Source organism: Rhodopseudomonas palustris, assembly GCF_003031265.1.
Lineage (GTDB): Bacteria > Pseudomonadota > Alphaproteobacteria > Rhizobiales > Xanthobacteraceae > Rhodopseudomonas > Rhodopseudomonas palustris_H.
Map to the genome: position 1 here is coordinate 4,406,070 of NZ_CP019966.1, position 14,804 is coordinate 4,420,873.

Consider the following 14,804-nt stretch of genomic DNA (forward strand, 5'->3'; position numbering starts at 1 on the left):
GAGACGGTCAGCGATCTTCTGTCTTGGCAGCCTAAGCATCGTCAGGCTGCGCCAAATGCCTTTCGGCTGCCTCTATGAAACGCTCGCAAGCATCCTTCAGCGTGGGGTCCGACTGCGAAGGCAAGGAGCGTACGAAAGCCAGCACCTCACAAACGTCAGCGAACGGTAGCATCGCGTCCAGTCTAAAGCTGACGACCTTGTGAGTGACGTAATCGCCCATCGCGTGCGCTTGCCCTTGGTGGACAAAGACCCGAAGAAGCAAGGGCAAGAGCTTAGGATCAGCGGTGGTTTTCGCGAACCAAGCGGCTGGTCCATCGATGCCGTCAAATTCCTGCCAACGGTAGAGATAATCGATCAGGTGATGTCCTCTGATCACCTTTTCCGACTCGTTCTGGAGAAGGGTGACGAGCTTCGAGACCCAGGCTGACTTGCTCGCGGCCAACTGGTCGTCGTCGAATAGATTTTCGCCTTCACCTTTCTTGCGACGGTCAATATCGAGACCGATCAAGGTGCCCGGCACAGCCAACCCGTCGGCAACGCTTACGGCCCTTTCAAATGCGGCTCTCCGTTCACCCTGATTGGGCTCAGACCTGAGATACCAAAGAGCTGCGCGCCAACACGAAATGAACGGCATCCTCGAACTGAATCCGAACTCGTGCGGCAACGGCTCGGCGATATCGAAGATCGCCGGTAGCAAAGTATCCATGTTCTCCAGCGGGAGCTTGCCTCCTACTGCGGCCTGATCTAGGCGGTCGATCAACTCTGGTAGCAAGCCACGAGCGCTCATTCTAGAGACCACCTCGTCGATGTGCCTTCGATCGGCGGTGCCGGAAATGAAGTCAAGGAATTCAGAATCTGGTATTTGGCCTTCCGGCAGTCTGAGGAAGAAATAGCGATCGAAGTAGGCGGCCGAGCAAATTCTCCTTTCAGTCGCCCAACTGCTCTCGAAGTCCGAGCCGTGCCAAGGCGAACCGTACGCCCAGCCCACGACCGGAAAGAGCTGCGAGGCGATGCATTCGACAGACTCGCGACTCTCTTTGGTCGCGTGCCCGAAGAGAGCCTTGATCTGATCCTTGTCGCCGCTGGCACGGTCTTTGCTGCCAGTAACCATGCCTTTGTTACGTGACAACGCCAGATGTACGTCGGGCGCAAACACGCGCAATGCTTCTAGCGCTATCGTGTCGATCAAATTCGTCTCCATAACGCGGGATCCACGATGGAGAACAAATTGCACCTCGACTCCGGCGATGAAGCGCTTGGCGTCGCGAAGGTTACGGAAAAGATGTTTCAAACCACCGTGCCAGACGTTGCCCCAACGCGTCTGATCGAACGCGGAATCTTCCGGAAGGCCCTTGGTCAATTTTTCAAGTTCGTAGAGAACGATGCGCCCTATTCTGTCCCCCTCGACGACGGGAACGTCAAAGGCCGCCTGCACGATCTTCTCAAGGTAGCGGCGGCCTGATCCGGGCTCGCCGGCGTCGAACGCTCGCTCGACGACATCGCGCTGATATAGAAGCAGGTAGCTGAGCCCCGGAAGGTCAGCATTGGCTTTGACGTGTCTGATCACCGTCCGTATCTGATCCGGCTCAAGCCGGTCGATGTCGTCGATCACAATGAGGATGTTGCGCGGCAGGCTCTTCAGCCTGTCTTCAAGGGACGCCCGCGCCATGTCAAGCGGACGATCGTCTTCTCGGTCTCGCCAGAAGAATGCAATTGCATTGCTGAGCACGAGCATCACTCCGGCTAGGACCGTAAGGACCGCAGCAAGCCACTGCGCCGGCAGGTCGAGCGTAATGACACCGCCCGCTAACAGCAGACCGATTCCTCCGAGCAGAACGACCTGCTCCGAAAGCTTCGTCCCTGCTTGTTTCGCTGTACCGGAGAGACGTTCAAGAATGAGCGCGTAACGCCTGAACTCATGAGCTCTTAGCCGAGCGGACAGGGACTGCCCCTTGTCGCCGAGCGCAATCTCGATCTCGCGGAAGAAGGCACGTGTGATCGCATCGTCGTCCCCCCAGCGCCACGCATTGAAAGTGACAACCTTCATGGGCGGCGCGCCTGCCGGCGAAAGGGTCTCGACGACCAAGTTCTTGATCGACGTCTTTCCGGAACCCCAATCGCCTCGCAGCGCCACGACGAAGCTGTCGAACCCGCGGTATCTATAGATGACCGAACCGAGAGCGCGGGCGAACGATCCTCGGTCCAGGAGATCCTCGGTCGCGCGTTGTATCGGAAGGTCCGCTGTGAACACTTCTTCGCGTGGCTCACTGTCGTTTGAAGAGACGAGCGTTCCCAAAAAATTCTTTAGCCGCAATGCTATGCCGATCACGATATCTGCCTCAACGCAAAGCTGCTCCGCACCAGCTTCCTAGGGCTGCCGTCCGCGCCGCCCCGCCGCACAGGTGACGCAACATACTAGCCCTCTCTTCTATCGTTCGCACGTTAGATTCTTGAATCGGAGCAAACGCACGCCCTGATACGGGTAGGGTTCGGTGCGGTTTCTCGCACGATCTTCTGCATCCTAGGACTACCGCTCTCAATTCAAGAGCGCCGCTTCCGACCCATAGCCGACATCCCTGCGCCTGACAGACTCGTACGAGCGCCGGCGTCGATACTAAGCGTCAGGTTAACAAAAAGCCCCGGAGCATCGCTCCGGGGCTTCTTGTCGTCCGATGGATGGCCGGGTCAAGCCCGGCCATGACGGCGTGAGCAGGTAGCAGAGGCCGCGTGTGAGCGGCCGCGCCCTCCCCCATCAATACCGGTAATGATCCGCCTTGAACGGCCCCTCGACCTTGACGCCGATGTAGTCGGCCTGGTCCTTGCGCAGCTCGGTGAGCTTGACGCCGATCTTGGCGAGGTGCAGGCGGGCGACCTTTTCGTCCAGCGTCTTCGGCAGCACGTAGACCTTCTTCTCGTACTTGCCCTGGTTTTGGAACAGCTCGATCTGCGCCAGCGTCTGGTTGGTGAACGACGCCGACATCACGAAGGACGGATGGCCGGTGGCGTTGCCGAGGTTGACGAGGCGGCCTTCCGACAGCAGCACGATGCGCTTGCCGTCCGGGAAGGTGATCTCGTCGACCTGCGGCTTGATGTTGTCCCACTTCAGGTTCTTCAGATGCGCGATCTGAATTTCGTTGTCGAAGTGGCCGATGTTGCAGACGATGGCGCGATCCTTCATCGCGCGCATGTGCTCGATGGTGATGATGTCCTTGTTGCCGGTGGCGGTGACGAAGATGTCGGCGATCGGCGCCGCATCTTCCATGGTCACGACCTGGTAGCCTTCCATCGCCGCCTGCAGCGCGCAGATCGGATCGACTTCCGACACCATGACGCGGGCGCCGGCCTGGCGCAGCGACGCCGCCGAGCCCTTGCCGACGTCGCCGAAGCCGGCCACCATCGCGACCTTGCCGGACATCATCACGTCGGTGCCGCGGCGGATGCCGTCGACCAGCGATTCACGGCAGCCATAGAGGTTGTCGAACTTCGACTTGGTGACCGAGTCGTTGACGTTGATCGCCGGGAACAGGAGTTTGCCGGCCTTCTCCATGTCGTACAGACGATGCACGCCCGTGGTGGTCTCTTCCGACACGCCCTTGATGTTCTTGGCGAGCGTGGCGAAGTAGCCCTTCGGCTTCTCTTTCAGGATGCGCTTGATCAGCGCGAAGAAGATCTCTTCTTCTTCCGAATTGTGCTGATCGAGGAACACGGTGTCGCCGTTCTCGGCGCGCAGGCCCTGATGCACGAACATGGTGGCGTCGCCGCCGTCGTCGAGGATCATGTTCGGGGTGCCGCCGTCCGACCAGTCGAACAGCTTGGCGGTGTAGTCCCAGTAATCCTTCAGCGTCTCGCCCTTGACGGCGAACACCGGAATGCCGGCTGCGGCAATCGCGGCGGCGGCGTGATCCTGGGTCGAGTAGATGTTGCACGACACCCAGCGGACGTCGGCGCCGAGCGCCACCAGCGTCTCGATCAGCACCGCGGTCTGGATCGTCATGTGCAGCGAGCCGGCGATCCGCGCGCCCTTCAGCGGCTGCTTCGGGCCGTATTCCTCGCGGGTCGCCATCAGGCCGGGCATTTCGGTCTCGGCCAGCGAGATCTCCTTGCGGCCGAACTCGGCGAGGCCGATGTCCTTGACGATGTAATCGGTGAACTTGGCGGTCATGCGGATGGGTTTCCTGATGTCTGTGTCAGTCGAACTGAGCACTACGAACTGAATCGGGCAGTTTGAGGCAGTGCGCCTCGTCTCCCTCGCCCCGCACGTGCGGGGAGAGGGCCGGGGTGAGGGGCAGCCGCGAGGCTCGGCCTCGGTGAAAGGCCCCCTCACCCGGATCGCCGCTCCGCGGCGACCCGACCTCTCCCCGCGCGCGGGGAGAGGTTAGAGACGGTGGTACGGCTCTAGTTACACCGCACGCTTCATGGCGTCGGCAAGATCGGTCTTCTCCCAGGAGAAGCCGCCGTCGGCGTCCGGGGTGCGGCCGAAGTGGCCGTAGGACGAGGTCCGGGCGTAGATCGGCTTGTTGAGGTCGAGGTGGGTGCGGATGCCGCGCGGGGTCAGGTCCATCACCTCGGCCACGATGGTCTCGAGCTTGTCCTCGGCGACCTTTCCGGTGCCGTGGGTGTCGATGTAGATCGACAGCGGCCGCGCCACGCCGATCGCGTAAGCGAGCTGCAGGGTGCACTTGTCGGCGAGGCCGGCGGCGACGACGTTCTTGGCGAGGTAGCGCGCCGCATAAGCCGCCGAGCGGTCGACCTTGGTCGGGTCCTTGCCGGAGAACGCACCGCCGCCATGCGGGGCCGCGCCGCCGTAAGTATCGACGATGATCTTGCGCCCGGTCAGGCCGGAGTCACCATCCGGGCCGCCGATGAAGAACTTGCCGGTCGGGTTGATGTGCCAGATCGTCTTGTCGGTGATCCAGCCGGCGGGCAGCGCCTGGCGCACATACGGCTCGACGCAGTCGCGAACCTGGTTCGAGGTCAGATCCTCGACGAGGTGCTGATGCGACACCACGATCTCGCGGACGTATTGCGGCTTGCCGTTCTCGTACTGGATCGTCACCTGGCTCTTGCTGTCCGGGCCGAGCACCTTCTCCTTGCCGGAGTGGCGGGCTTCCGAGATCAGCCGCAGGATCTTGTGGGCGTAGAAGATCGGCGCCGGCATCAGGTCGGGCGTCTCGTTGGTGGCGTAGCCGAACATGATGCCCTGGTCGCCGGCGCCCTCTTCCTTGTTGGTGCCGGGCTGCAGCGCATCGACGCCCTGCGCGATGTCGGCCGACTGCGGATGCAGCAGGATCTCGATATCGCAGGTCTTCCAGTGGAAGCCGTCCTGCTCGTAGCCGATGTCCTTGATGGCTTCGCGGACGACGTGTTCGATCTGCTCGTTGGTGACCGAGGCCGGGCCGCGGGTCTCACCGGCGATCACCACCTTGTTGGTGGTCGCGAGCGTTTCGCAGGCGGCACGGATCGCCCACGGATCGATCCCGGCCTTCGGCCCTTCGCGGTAGAACAGATCGACGATCTCGTCGGAAATCCGGTCGCAGACCTTGTCCGGATGGCCTTCGGACACGGACTCACTCGTGAACATATAAGACGCGCGCATCACCAACCCCTTGTCCGCCGGACCCCGGCGGTGTTTTCGTGAAAGATACCTATCCTGAGAGATGTCAGTCGCGCCTGCGCGAGATGACGTAGGATTCGTCGTTGAACCAGAGACCGCTGTGCTTGCGCAGAACTTCTCTGGTGGCTTCCAAGTACTGGCCGTCCCGGGTCACTTCCGTGAGCCGGTCGTCCTCGATCTGCGCGACATACACCGCGGCATTCCATGCTGCAAAGGCCGTCGAATTGCCGATCGGTCCGGTGACCTCATTGGGCAAAGCCTCCATATCGTAGCGAAAGATCGAGCGGTTATCGGCGTAGGCATTGAAGTTCAGGTCTCTACCAGCCGAGCCGAGCTCGTATTTGACCGCGCGCAACAATTCGTGGCGGCTGACCGAGAACGGGTTCTCCTCCGGCCAGATCGATTGGACGATTTCCAATCCGGGATCGTGGCCGTGGGAATGGATGCCGATCAGCCGGCCGCCGGGGCGCAGCGCGCGGGCCAGCGGCGCGATGATCCGCTTGGCCCGGAAGTTGACGGATGATTTCGCCCGGTACGGCTGCGAGGCGATGATCAGGTCGAAATTGGCCTCGGTGCGGCCGGCGCGCGGGATCACGGCGTCGAGCAGGAAACGGTGGTCCTCGCGGTACAGCACGATCGCGACCGGGCGCTCGTACACCGGCATCCCGGTGCGGGGACTGACATTGGCGCGCCAATTGTCCTGCAGGAACGGCGCCAGCTCGGCGATCTGGGTCTCGAACTCGCCCGAAGAGCCCCCGCGCAGCGCCACCTCGTGCCAGATCATCCCGGCGGCGGCCGCGGAAGACGCCGGCGTCAGCCACGGCGCCTCGGCGTAGTTCATGTTGGTGAACACGAACACCGAGGCCGGGTGCTCGAACAGCCGGTCCGGCACCTTGTCGAGCGTCAGCCGCAGGTCCTCGACGCTGAGCTCCTTGCCGGAGACGTAGAACGGTATCTGGGGGAACCGCCCATGCATCGCGCGCAACACGCGCGCCAGAACCGTGCCGTCCCCACACCCCGCATCGAACACCCGCAGCGCGGGCGGGCGGGGGTGGATGTTGGCGAGCTCCAGCGCGACGCGGTCCGCCACCACCCGCTTTTCCCCGCAAGTGTGGACAAACAATAGATATTTCTGGCGGTTCTCGAAAAACCGGAAGTTGCTGCGCGGGTCCCGCCGCTCCAGCGGCACCACCAGCCCCCGCGGCGGCGGCGCAACGCCCAGCCCAGCAGCAACAAACGCCTCAATCCGCTCCAGAGTGTCCAGGGTAATGCGTTTTCCCTCGCGCAGCCGGTACACCAGCTTGCCGTCATTGACCGCACGACGGCCAAACGTCGTCTCGGCCATCCCGGCCTGACGGCAATAGTCCGATATCCGGTTGAGAAGCTGGTCGTTATTCATGTAACGGCGGGGTGGGCAGTTCCGCTTCGGTGAATTCCCATACCACGCATTTCCCACCGCCGAAAGGGCGACGATGAGATGAGTACCATCGATAAATCGGTGCAAACAGGGTTATGCCACCATCAAACTGTCATTGGGAAACAGCAATCCGTCTGCTAAGAGGCGCGCAAGTCCGGTGGCTCCGGGCGGCTTACGGAACGGATTGAGCGATGCGCATCACGATGATTGGGACGGGTTATGTGGGGCTGGTGTCTGGGGCCTGCTTTGCGGACTTCGGCCATCAAGTGACCTGCGTCGACAAGGATGCCAGCAAGATCGCGGCCCTGCATCGAGGCGAAATTCCCATTTACGAACCAGGACTTGACGAGCTGGTCGCAGCCAACGTCAAGGCCGGGCGGCTGGACTTCACCACCGACCTAACCGCCCCAGTGGGTGAAGCGGACGCGGTGTTCATCGCCGTTGGAACGCCGTCGCGGCGTGGCGACGGCCATGCCGACCTGTCCTATGTGTATGCGGCTGCAAAGGAAATCGCCGCTGCCCTAAAGGGCTTCACTGTCGTGGTGACCAAGTCGACGGTCCCGGTCGGCACCGGCGACGAGGTCGAGCGGCTGATCCGCGAGACCAATCCCGCCGCCGATGCGGCAGTGGCCTCGAACCCCGAATTCCTGCGCGAGGGCGCCGCGATCCGCGACTTCAAGTTCCCGGACCGGATCGTGATCGGCACCAATGACGAGCGCGCCCGCAAGGTGCTGGGCGAGATCTACCGGCCGCTGTCGCTGAACCAGGGCCCGCTGATGTACACCGCGCGGCGCACAGCCGAGCTGATCAAATACGCCGCCAACGCGTTCCTGGCGACCAAGATTACCTTCATCAACGAGATGGCCGACCTCGCCGAGAAGGTCGGCGCCGACGTCCAGGACGTCGCCCGCGGCATCGGCATGGACAATCGGATCGGCTCCAAGTTCCTCCACGCCGGCCCCGGCTTCGGCGGCTCGTGCTTTCCCAAGGACACCCGCGCGCTAGTACAGACCGCCCATGACCACGACGTGCCGGTGCGGATCGTCGAGGCCGTCCTCGCCGTCAACGACAATCGCAAGCGCGCAATGGCCCGCAAGGTCTCGCACGCGCTCGGCGGCAACATGCGCGGCAAGACCGTCGCGGTGCTCGGCCTGACCTTCAAGCCGGATACCGACGACATGCGTGAGGCGCCGTCGATCCCACTCGTCACCGGCCTAACCGACATGGGCGCCCGAGTGAAAGCGTTCGATCCCGCCGGCATGGCGCAGGCCAAGGCGGAGCTGCCGGACATCACGTATTGCGAAGACGCCTACGACTGCGCCAAGGGCGCCGACGCGCTGGTGATCGTCACAGAGTGGGTGCAATTCCGCGCGCTCGATCTGCCGCGGCTGAAAGCCGCAATGGCCCAGCCGATCGTCGTCGACCTGCGCAACATCTACCGCCCCTCCGAAATGGCCGAGCACGGCTTCAGCTATCACAGCGTCGGCCGCGGCGACGCGTAGTTGCCTCGCCGGCGCTGCTGATTTTTGTAGCGCCGGCCGCTGCCGCACGGCACCCGCCTCTCCGATCTCCATCCTGCTTGCTGATCGCGCCGCACCAGCGGCCGCGGTGGCGCGCGCTTGCGCAACACTATTGACCGACCGTTCGGTTAAGCTTTACGATCAGCAGAAAGCATAAGGTGCGATCGGCGCGGTCGGCGTCGTATACAAGGCACCGGGATTGGATCAGGCCAAAGGCGCTCGCAAGAAGCGCAGCCTGCAACGGAGGAAACAGATTCATGTCTCGCTACACGCATGTCCTGCGCAGCGTCGCCGTCGGCGCGACGGCTCTGGCGTTGTCCAGCTTCTCGCTGATGCACGGCGCATTGGCGCAATCCACCATCAAGCTCGGCTCGGTGCTGTCGATCACCGGCCCCGCGTCGTTCCTCGGCGATCCCGAGGACAAGACGCTGAAGATGTATGTCGACAAGATCAACGCCGCGGGCGGCGTCGATGGCAAGAAGATCGAACTCGTCGTCTATGACGACGGCGGCGACGCCAACAAGGCGCGCACTTTCGCCACCCGCCTGGTCGAGGACGACAAAGTGGTGGCGATGATCGGCGGCTCGACCACCGGCACCACGATGGCGATGATCCCGGTGTTCGAGGAAGCACAGATCCCGTTCATCTCGTTTGCCGGCGCGGTCGAAATCATCGATCCTGTCCGCAAATACGTGTTCAAGACCCCGCACACCGACAAGATGGCGTGCGAGAAGATCTTCGAGAACATCAAGGCGCGCAAATTCACCAAGGTGGCGATGATCTCCGGCACCGACGGCTTCGGATCGTCAATGCGTGCGCAGTGTCTGAAGGTCGCGCCGAACTACGGCGTCAGCATCGTGGCCGAAGAAACCTACGGCCCGCGCGACAGCGACATGACGGCGCAGCTCACCAAGATCAAGGCTGCCCCGGGCGTCGAGGCGGTGGTCAATCCCGGCTTTGGCCAGGGCCCGGCGATCGTCACCCGCAACTACGCGCAGCTCGGCATGTCGTCGACGCCGTTCTACCAGAGCCACGGCGTCGCCTCGAAGAGCTTCATCGAGCTCGCCGGCCCGGCGGCCGAAGGCGTGCGGCTGCCCGCCGCCGCGCTGCTCGTCGCCGACAAGCTGCCGGACAACGATCCTCAGAAGAAGGTCGTGACCGAGTACAAGGCGACCTACGAAGACACCACCAAGCAGCCGGTCTCGACCTTCGGCGGTCACGCTTATGACGGCCTCTACATCCTGGTGGATGCGATGAAGCGGGCGAAGTCGACCGATCCGAAGAAGGTTCGCGACGAGATCGAAGCCACCAAGGGCTTCGTCGGCACCGGCGGCATCGTCACCATGTCGCCGACCGATCACCTCGGCCTCGACCTTTCGGCGTTCCGGATGCTCGAGGTCAAGAACGGCGATTGGATGCTGGTGCAGCCGGGAAGCTGAGCAAAGTCGGATGTCATTCCGGGGCGCGGGCACCCGCCCGCGAACCCGGAATCTCGACCTAACAACTTCTGGATTCCGGGTTCGCGCGTTTCACGCGCGCCCCGGAATGACGAGAGCTCTGGGCGATCTGCCGCGTTCAATCGATCTGAAAGTCACTCCGGCGCCATGTCCGAACTGCTGCAATTCTTGATCTCGGGGCTGACGGTCGGAGCGGTGTATGCGCTGGTCGCGCTCGGCTTCACGCTGGTCTATCACGCCTCCGACGTCGTCAATTTCGCCCAGGGCGAATTCGTCATGCTCGGCGGCATGGTCACCGTGTTTGCGTACGCGGCTGGCGTGCCGCTACCGCTGGCGGCCCTGCTGGCGGTGATCGTCGCCGTGGTGGTCGGGCTGTTGCTGTATTGGCTCGCAATCGCGCCGGCGCGCGGCGCCTCCGCGGTCTCACTCATTATCATCACCATCGGCGCCTCAATCCTGCTGCGCGGCGCGGCCCAGATCGTGTTCGACAAGCAATTCCACAAGCTGCCGGCCTTCTCCGGCGACACGCCGATCCACCTCTTCGGCGCGGTGATCCAGCCGCAAAGCCTGTGGGTGCTCGGCGGCGCGGCCCTGGTGGTGCTGACGCTGTACTACGTGATGGAGCGGACGCTGATCGGCAAGGCTGTGGTCGCCACCGCCGCCAACCGGCTCGCGGCGCGGCTGGTCGGCGTCAACGTTGCCACCGTGATGGCGCTCGCCTTCGGCGGCTCGGCCGCGATCGGCGCCATCGCCGGAATCCTGATCACCCCGATCACCCTGACCAGCTACGACGTCGGCACGCTGCTGGCGCTGAAAGGCTTTGCCGCCGCGATGCTCGGCGGCATGGGCAATCCGCTCGGCGCCGTGATCGGCGGCTTGTTGCTGGGCCTGTTGGAATCGTTCGGCGCCGGCTACGTGTCGTCGACCTATAAGGACGCCATCGCCTTCATCGTCATCCTCGCCGTGCTGTTCGTCGCGCCGCAGGGGCTGGTCGGCCGTCGTACCGTCGAGCGGGTTTGAGTGATGCTGAACCTGTTCGGACGCCGGTCCGTCATTCTGGTCACGCTCGCCGTCGTGATGGCGGTGCTGCCGCTGCTGTTTCCATCGAGCTATTACTTCCGCGTCGCCTCGCTGGTCTGGGTGTCGGCGCTTGCGGCGGTCGGGCTCAATATTCTGATGGGCAAAGCCGGCCAGGTCAGCCTCGGCCATGCCGGGTTCTTCGGTATCGGCGCTTATGCGGTGGCGATCGGGCCGGCGCATTTAGGCCTCAACGCGCTGCTCGCCGTGCTCGTCGGCGCTCTGCTCTCCGCCCTGCTCGCCTTTCTGGTCGGCCGCCCCATCCTGCGGCTGAAGGGGCATTACCTCGCCATCGCCACGCTCGGGCTTGGCGTGCTGGTAGCGATGGTGATTACCACCGAAAGCGGCTGGACCGGGGGGCCTGACGGCATGCCGGTGCCGAAGCTCAGTCTGTTCGGCTGGCGCGTCTCCGGCTCGAACACTTGGTACTGGATCACGGCGGGGCTGCTGCTGATTGGCACCTGGTTCGCGCTCAACCTCGACGACACGCCCACCGGACGTGCCTTCCGGGCGCTGCACGACAGCGAGATCGCCGCGCGCACCGCTGGCGTGCATGTCGAACGCTTCAAGCTGCAGGCCTTCGTCATCGCCGCGGTGTACGCCTCGATCGCCGGCTCGGCGCTGGCAATGATGAACGGCTTCGTCAATCCGGATCAGGCGGGCTTCCTGCATTCGGTCGAGCTGGTGACGATGGTGGTGCTCGGCGGCCTCGGCTCGATCGTCGGCAGCATCGTCGGCGCCGCGGTGCTGGTGGTGCTGCCGCAGCTGCTGACGGTGTTTCAGAACTACGAGCATTTCCTGCTCGGCCTGATCATCATCGTGTCGATGATCTTCATGCGCGACGGCATGGTGCCGATGCTGGCGAAGCTGACCATGAGGGCGCGGCGATGACGCTTCTGAAGGTCAGCGATGTCGGCATCGCATTCGGCGGCGTCAAAGCGATCGACGGCGTCGGCTTCACGGTGGCGCCCGGCGAAATCCTGTCGATCATCGGCCCAAACGGCGCCGGCAAGACCACTTTGTTCAATGTCGTCTCCGGCATGTACGCCGCCGACCACGGCCGGATCGAGCTGGACGGCCGCGACGTCACCGGCCTGCCGCCGGACGAACTCGCCACCCGTGGGCTGTCGCGCACCTTCCAGAACCTGCAGATCTTCCACCGCATGACCGCCGCCGAGAACGTGATGGTCGGGCGGCATCTGCAGGAGCGCTGCAGCCTGTTTGCCGATCTACTGCGCCTGACCTCGGTGACGCGGCAGAACCGCGCCACCCGCGCGGCAGCGCTCACGCTGCTCGATCAGGTCGGCCTGCGCGATGTCGCCGACGTCGCAGCCGGCTCGTTGTCGTATGGCGCGAGCAAGCGGCTGGAGATCGCCCGCGCGCTCGCCGCCGAACCGCGGGTGCTGCTGCTCGACGAGCCGGCAGCCGGGTGCAATTCGGTCGAGACCGAGGAAATCGACCGCCTGATCTGCCGCGTCGCCGACCAGGGAATCGCGGTGGTGCTGGTCGAACACGACATGAAGCTGGTGATGAAGATCTCGCATCGCATCCTGGTGCTCAATCAGGGTCGGATGCTGGTCGAAGGCACGCCCGACGAGGTGCGGCACAATCCGCTAGTGGCGGAAGCCTATCTCGGACGCCACGGCGCGCGGGAGGCGGCGCGTGCTTGAGGTGAAGGACCTGCACAGCGGCTACGGCCGGATCGACGTCCTTAAAGGCATCGGCCTCGAAGTACGTGCCGGTGAAGTCGTCGCGCTGATCGGCTCCAACGGCGCCGGCAAGACAACGCTGCTGCGGGCGCTGTCCGGCGTGCAGCCGGTGTCCGGCGGAGAAATCCGGTTTCTCGGCCAACGCATCGACAAGCTGGCGCCGCACAAGCGCGTTGGCCTCGGCATCACCCAGTCGCCCGAGGGGCGCCAGATATTCGGCCCGCTCAGTGTCGCCGACAATCTCAGGCTCGGCGCTTATTTGCGCAAGGACGACGGCATCGAGGCCGACCGCGAGCGCGTCTATTCGATGTTTCCGATCCTGAAGGACAAGCGCGACCAGCAAGCCAGCGGCCTGTCCGGCGGCCAACAGCAGATGCTGGCGATCGGCCGCGCCCTGATGGGCCAGCCGAAGCTGCTGCTCCTCGATGAGCCCTCGCTCGGGCTTTCGCCGATCCTGGTCGACCAGATCCTCGACGCCGTGGTTGCGATGCGTAACAGTGGCATCACCATCCTGCTGGTCGAACAGAACGCCGCGGCCGCCCTCGAAATCGCCGACCGCGGGTACGTGATCGAAACCGGCCGCATCGTTCACGCCGGCCCCGCCGCGGAGCTGCTCACCGATCCGAAGGTGAAGGCGGCGTATCTCGGGCTCGACTAACGCCAGGCGATAGGCACTCCGTCAGCCTCCGTCCCCCACACCGTCATTCCGGGGCGCGCGGAGCGCGAACCCGGAAACTGGAGCTGTTGAGCACCCCGCATCGCCATAACTTCTGGATTCCCGGTTCACTCGCTTCGCGCGCGCCCCTGAATGACAGGGCTCGTTTGAAACGCAAATGGCCGGGACAAGCCCGGCCATCAAGCAGATCCAAAGGTCGGAACGAGACTGCTTACTTGCCCCAAACGTCCCAGGAGACTTCCACCGCGAGGCGGAGCTTGTCCCACTGCTCCTGCTCGGACAGGATGTTGCCCTCTTCGGTCGAGGCAAAGCCGCATTGCGGCGACAGCGCGAGCTGGTCGAGCGGCACGAATTTCGACGCCTCTTCGAGCCGGCGCTTGATCGCGTCCTTGCTCTCCAGTTCGCCGAATTTCGAGGTGATGACGCCGACCACCACGACCTTGTTGCCCTTGGGCAGGAAGCGCAGCGGCTCGAAGCCGCCGGCGCGCTCGGAGTCGTATTCCAGGAAATAGCCGTCGTAATTGATACCGCCGAGAAGCGTCTCCGCCACCGGTTCGTAGCCGCCCGAAGAGATCCAGGTCGAGCGGAAATTGCCACGGCAGACGTGGGTGGTGATCACCATGTCGGCCGGTCGATCGGCGATCGCGTAGTTGATCACCCGCGCATAGATCTGCTGCAGATTGTCCGGATTGTCGCCGCGGGCACGTGCCTTCTGCAATTCGTCCTGAGAGCACAGATACGCCCACACGGTGTCGTCGAATTGCAGATAGCGGCAGCCGGCGTCGTAGAACGCTTTCACGGCCTTGCGATAGGTCTTGGCGAGATCCTGGAAGAAGCCATCGAGATCCGGATAAACCTCGCTGGAGATCGCCTTGCGGCCGCCGCGGAAATGCAGCACGGCCGGCGACGGAATGGTCATCTTCGGCGTCACATGCGCGATGTCGGCGTGCTTCTTGAGGAAGCGGAAGTGATCGAGCATCGGATGGTCGTCGGGGAAGTCGAGCTTGCCGATGACGCGGATCGAATCGTTGCGGGTCTGCACGCCGGCGAACTGAATGCCGGTGTCGGGATGGTAGAGCTCGCAGCCGGTGAGATGGCTCAAGAAGTCGAAGTGCCACCATGAGCGGCGGAACTCGCCGTCGGTCGCGAGCTTCAGCCCGATCGCCGACTGCTTATGGACGACCTTCTCGATCTCCATGTCTTCGATCTCGCGCAGATTGGCGGCGGTGATCTCGCCCTTCTCCAGCTTGGCGCGGGCTTCCTTGATCTTCTGCGGCCGCAGCAGGCTGCCGACCTCGTCGGCTCGGAACGGTGGCTTTGTTCTTTGCGTCATT

General features: G+C 63.6%; 11 protein-coding genes. 6 read left to right on the forward strand and 5 right to left on the reverse strand.

The window, feature by feature from the left end:
* Positions 1-31: 31 nt before the first annotated feature.
* From RPPS3_RS20415 to RPPS3_RS20430, 4 genes are all read right to left on the reverse strand, one after another.
* Positions 32-2,329, reverse strand: coding sequence for a KAP family P-loop NTPase fold protein (locus RPPS3_RS20415; RefSeq protein ID WP_159060697.1), 2,298 nt, complete (start codon positions 2,327-2,329; stop codon positions 32-34).
* Positions 2,330-2,752: 423 nt separating this feature from the next.
* Positions 2,753-4,162: an adenosylhomocysteinase gene (ahcY, locus tag RPPS3_RS20420; protein WP_107345696.1), complete on the reverse strand. Its 1,410-nt coding sequence runs from the start codon at positions 4,160-4,162 to the stop codon at positions 2,753-2,755.
* Between the two features lie 237 nt (positions 4,163-4,399).
* A complete protein-coding gene (gene metK, locus RPPS3_RS20425; protein WP_107345697.1) occupies positions 4,400-5,596 on the reverse strand; it encodes a methionine adenosyltransferase in 1,197 nt (398 codons plus the stop codon).
* Between the two features lie 64 nt (positions 5,597-5,660).
* A complete protein-coding gene (locus RPPS3_RS20430; protein ID WP_107345698.1) occupies positions 5,661-7,013 on the reverse strand; it encodes a hypothetical protein in 1,353 nt (450 codons plus the stop codon).
* 209 nt (positions 7,014-7,222) lie between these two features.
* Between RPPS3_RS20430 and RPPS3_RS20435 the strand changes: the two genes are divergently transcribed.
* The 6 genes from RPPS3_RS20435 to RPPS3_RS20460 all read left to right on the forward strand — a co-directional run bounded on the left by RPPS3_RS20435 (position 7,223) and on the right by RPPS3_RS20460 (position 13,452).
* Positions 7,223-8,533, forward strand: coding sequence for a UDP-glucose dehydrogenase family protein (locus RPPS3_RS20435; RefSeq protein ID WP_107345699.1), 1,311 nt, complete (start codon positions 7,223-7,225; stop codon positions 8,531-8,533).
* A gap of 275 nt (positions 8,534-8,808) precedes the next feature.
* Complete coding sequence (locus RPPS3_RS20440; RefSeq protein WP_107345700.1) at positions 8,809-9,990, forward strand: ABC transporter substrate-binding protein; 1,182 nt, start codon at positions 8,809-8,811, stop codon at positions 9,988-9,990.
* Positions 9,991-10,155: 165 nt separating this feature from the next.
* On the forward strand, positions 10,156-11,028 hold the full coding sequence (locus RPPS3_RS20445; RefSeq protein WP_107345701.1) for a branched-chain amino acid ABC transporter permease: 873 nt from the start codon (positions 10,156-10,158) through the stop codon (positions 11,026-11,028).
* Positions 11,029-11,031: 3 nt separating this feature from the next.
* Positions 11,032-11,976 carry a branched-chain amino acid ABC transporter permease gene (locus tag RPPS3_RS20450; protein WP_107345702.1) on the forward strand — a complete coding sequence of 315 codons (945 nt, stop codon included), beginning with the start codon at positions 11,032-11,034 and terminating at the stop codon, positions 11,974-11,976.
* The gene (locus tag RPPS3_RS20455; RefSeq protein ID WP_107345703.1) at positions 11,973-12,755 is read left to right on the forward strand and encodes an ABC transporter ATP-binding protein; all 783 of its coding nucleotides are present in this window, start codon (positions 11,973-11,975) and stop codon (positions 12,753-12,755) included. The genes RPPS3_RS20450 and RPPS3_RS20455 overlap by 4 nt, the downstream gene beginning before the upstream one ends.
* The gene (locus RPPS3_RS20460; RefSeq protein ID WP_107345704.1) at positions 12,748-13,452 is read left to right on the forward strand and encodes an ABC transporter ATP-binding protein; all 705 of its coding nucleotides are present in this window, start codon (positions 12,748-12,750) and stop codon (positions 13,450-13,452) included. Before RPPS3_RS20455 ends, RPPS3_RS20460 begins: the two co-directional genes overlap by 8 nt.
* 229 nt (positions 13,453-13,681) lie before the next feature.
* Here RPPS3_RS20460 and RPPS3_RS20465 read toward each other — a convergent pair whose 3' ends face one another.
* Positions 13,682-14,803 (reverse strand): cobalamin-independent methionine synthase II family protein, encoded by a 1,122-nt coding sequence (locus RPPS3_RS20465; protein WP_107345705.1) that lies wholly within the window; start codon positions 14,801-14,803, stop codon positions 13,682-13,684.
* Between the last annotated feature and the right edge of the window lies 1 nt (position 14,804).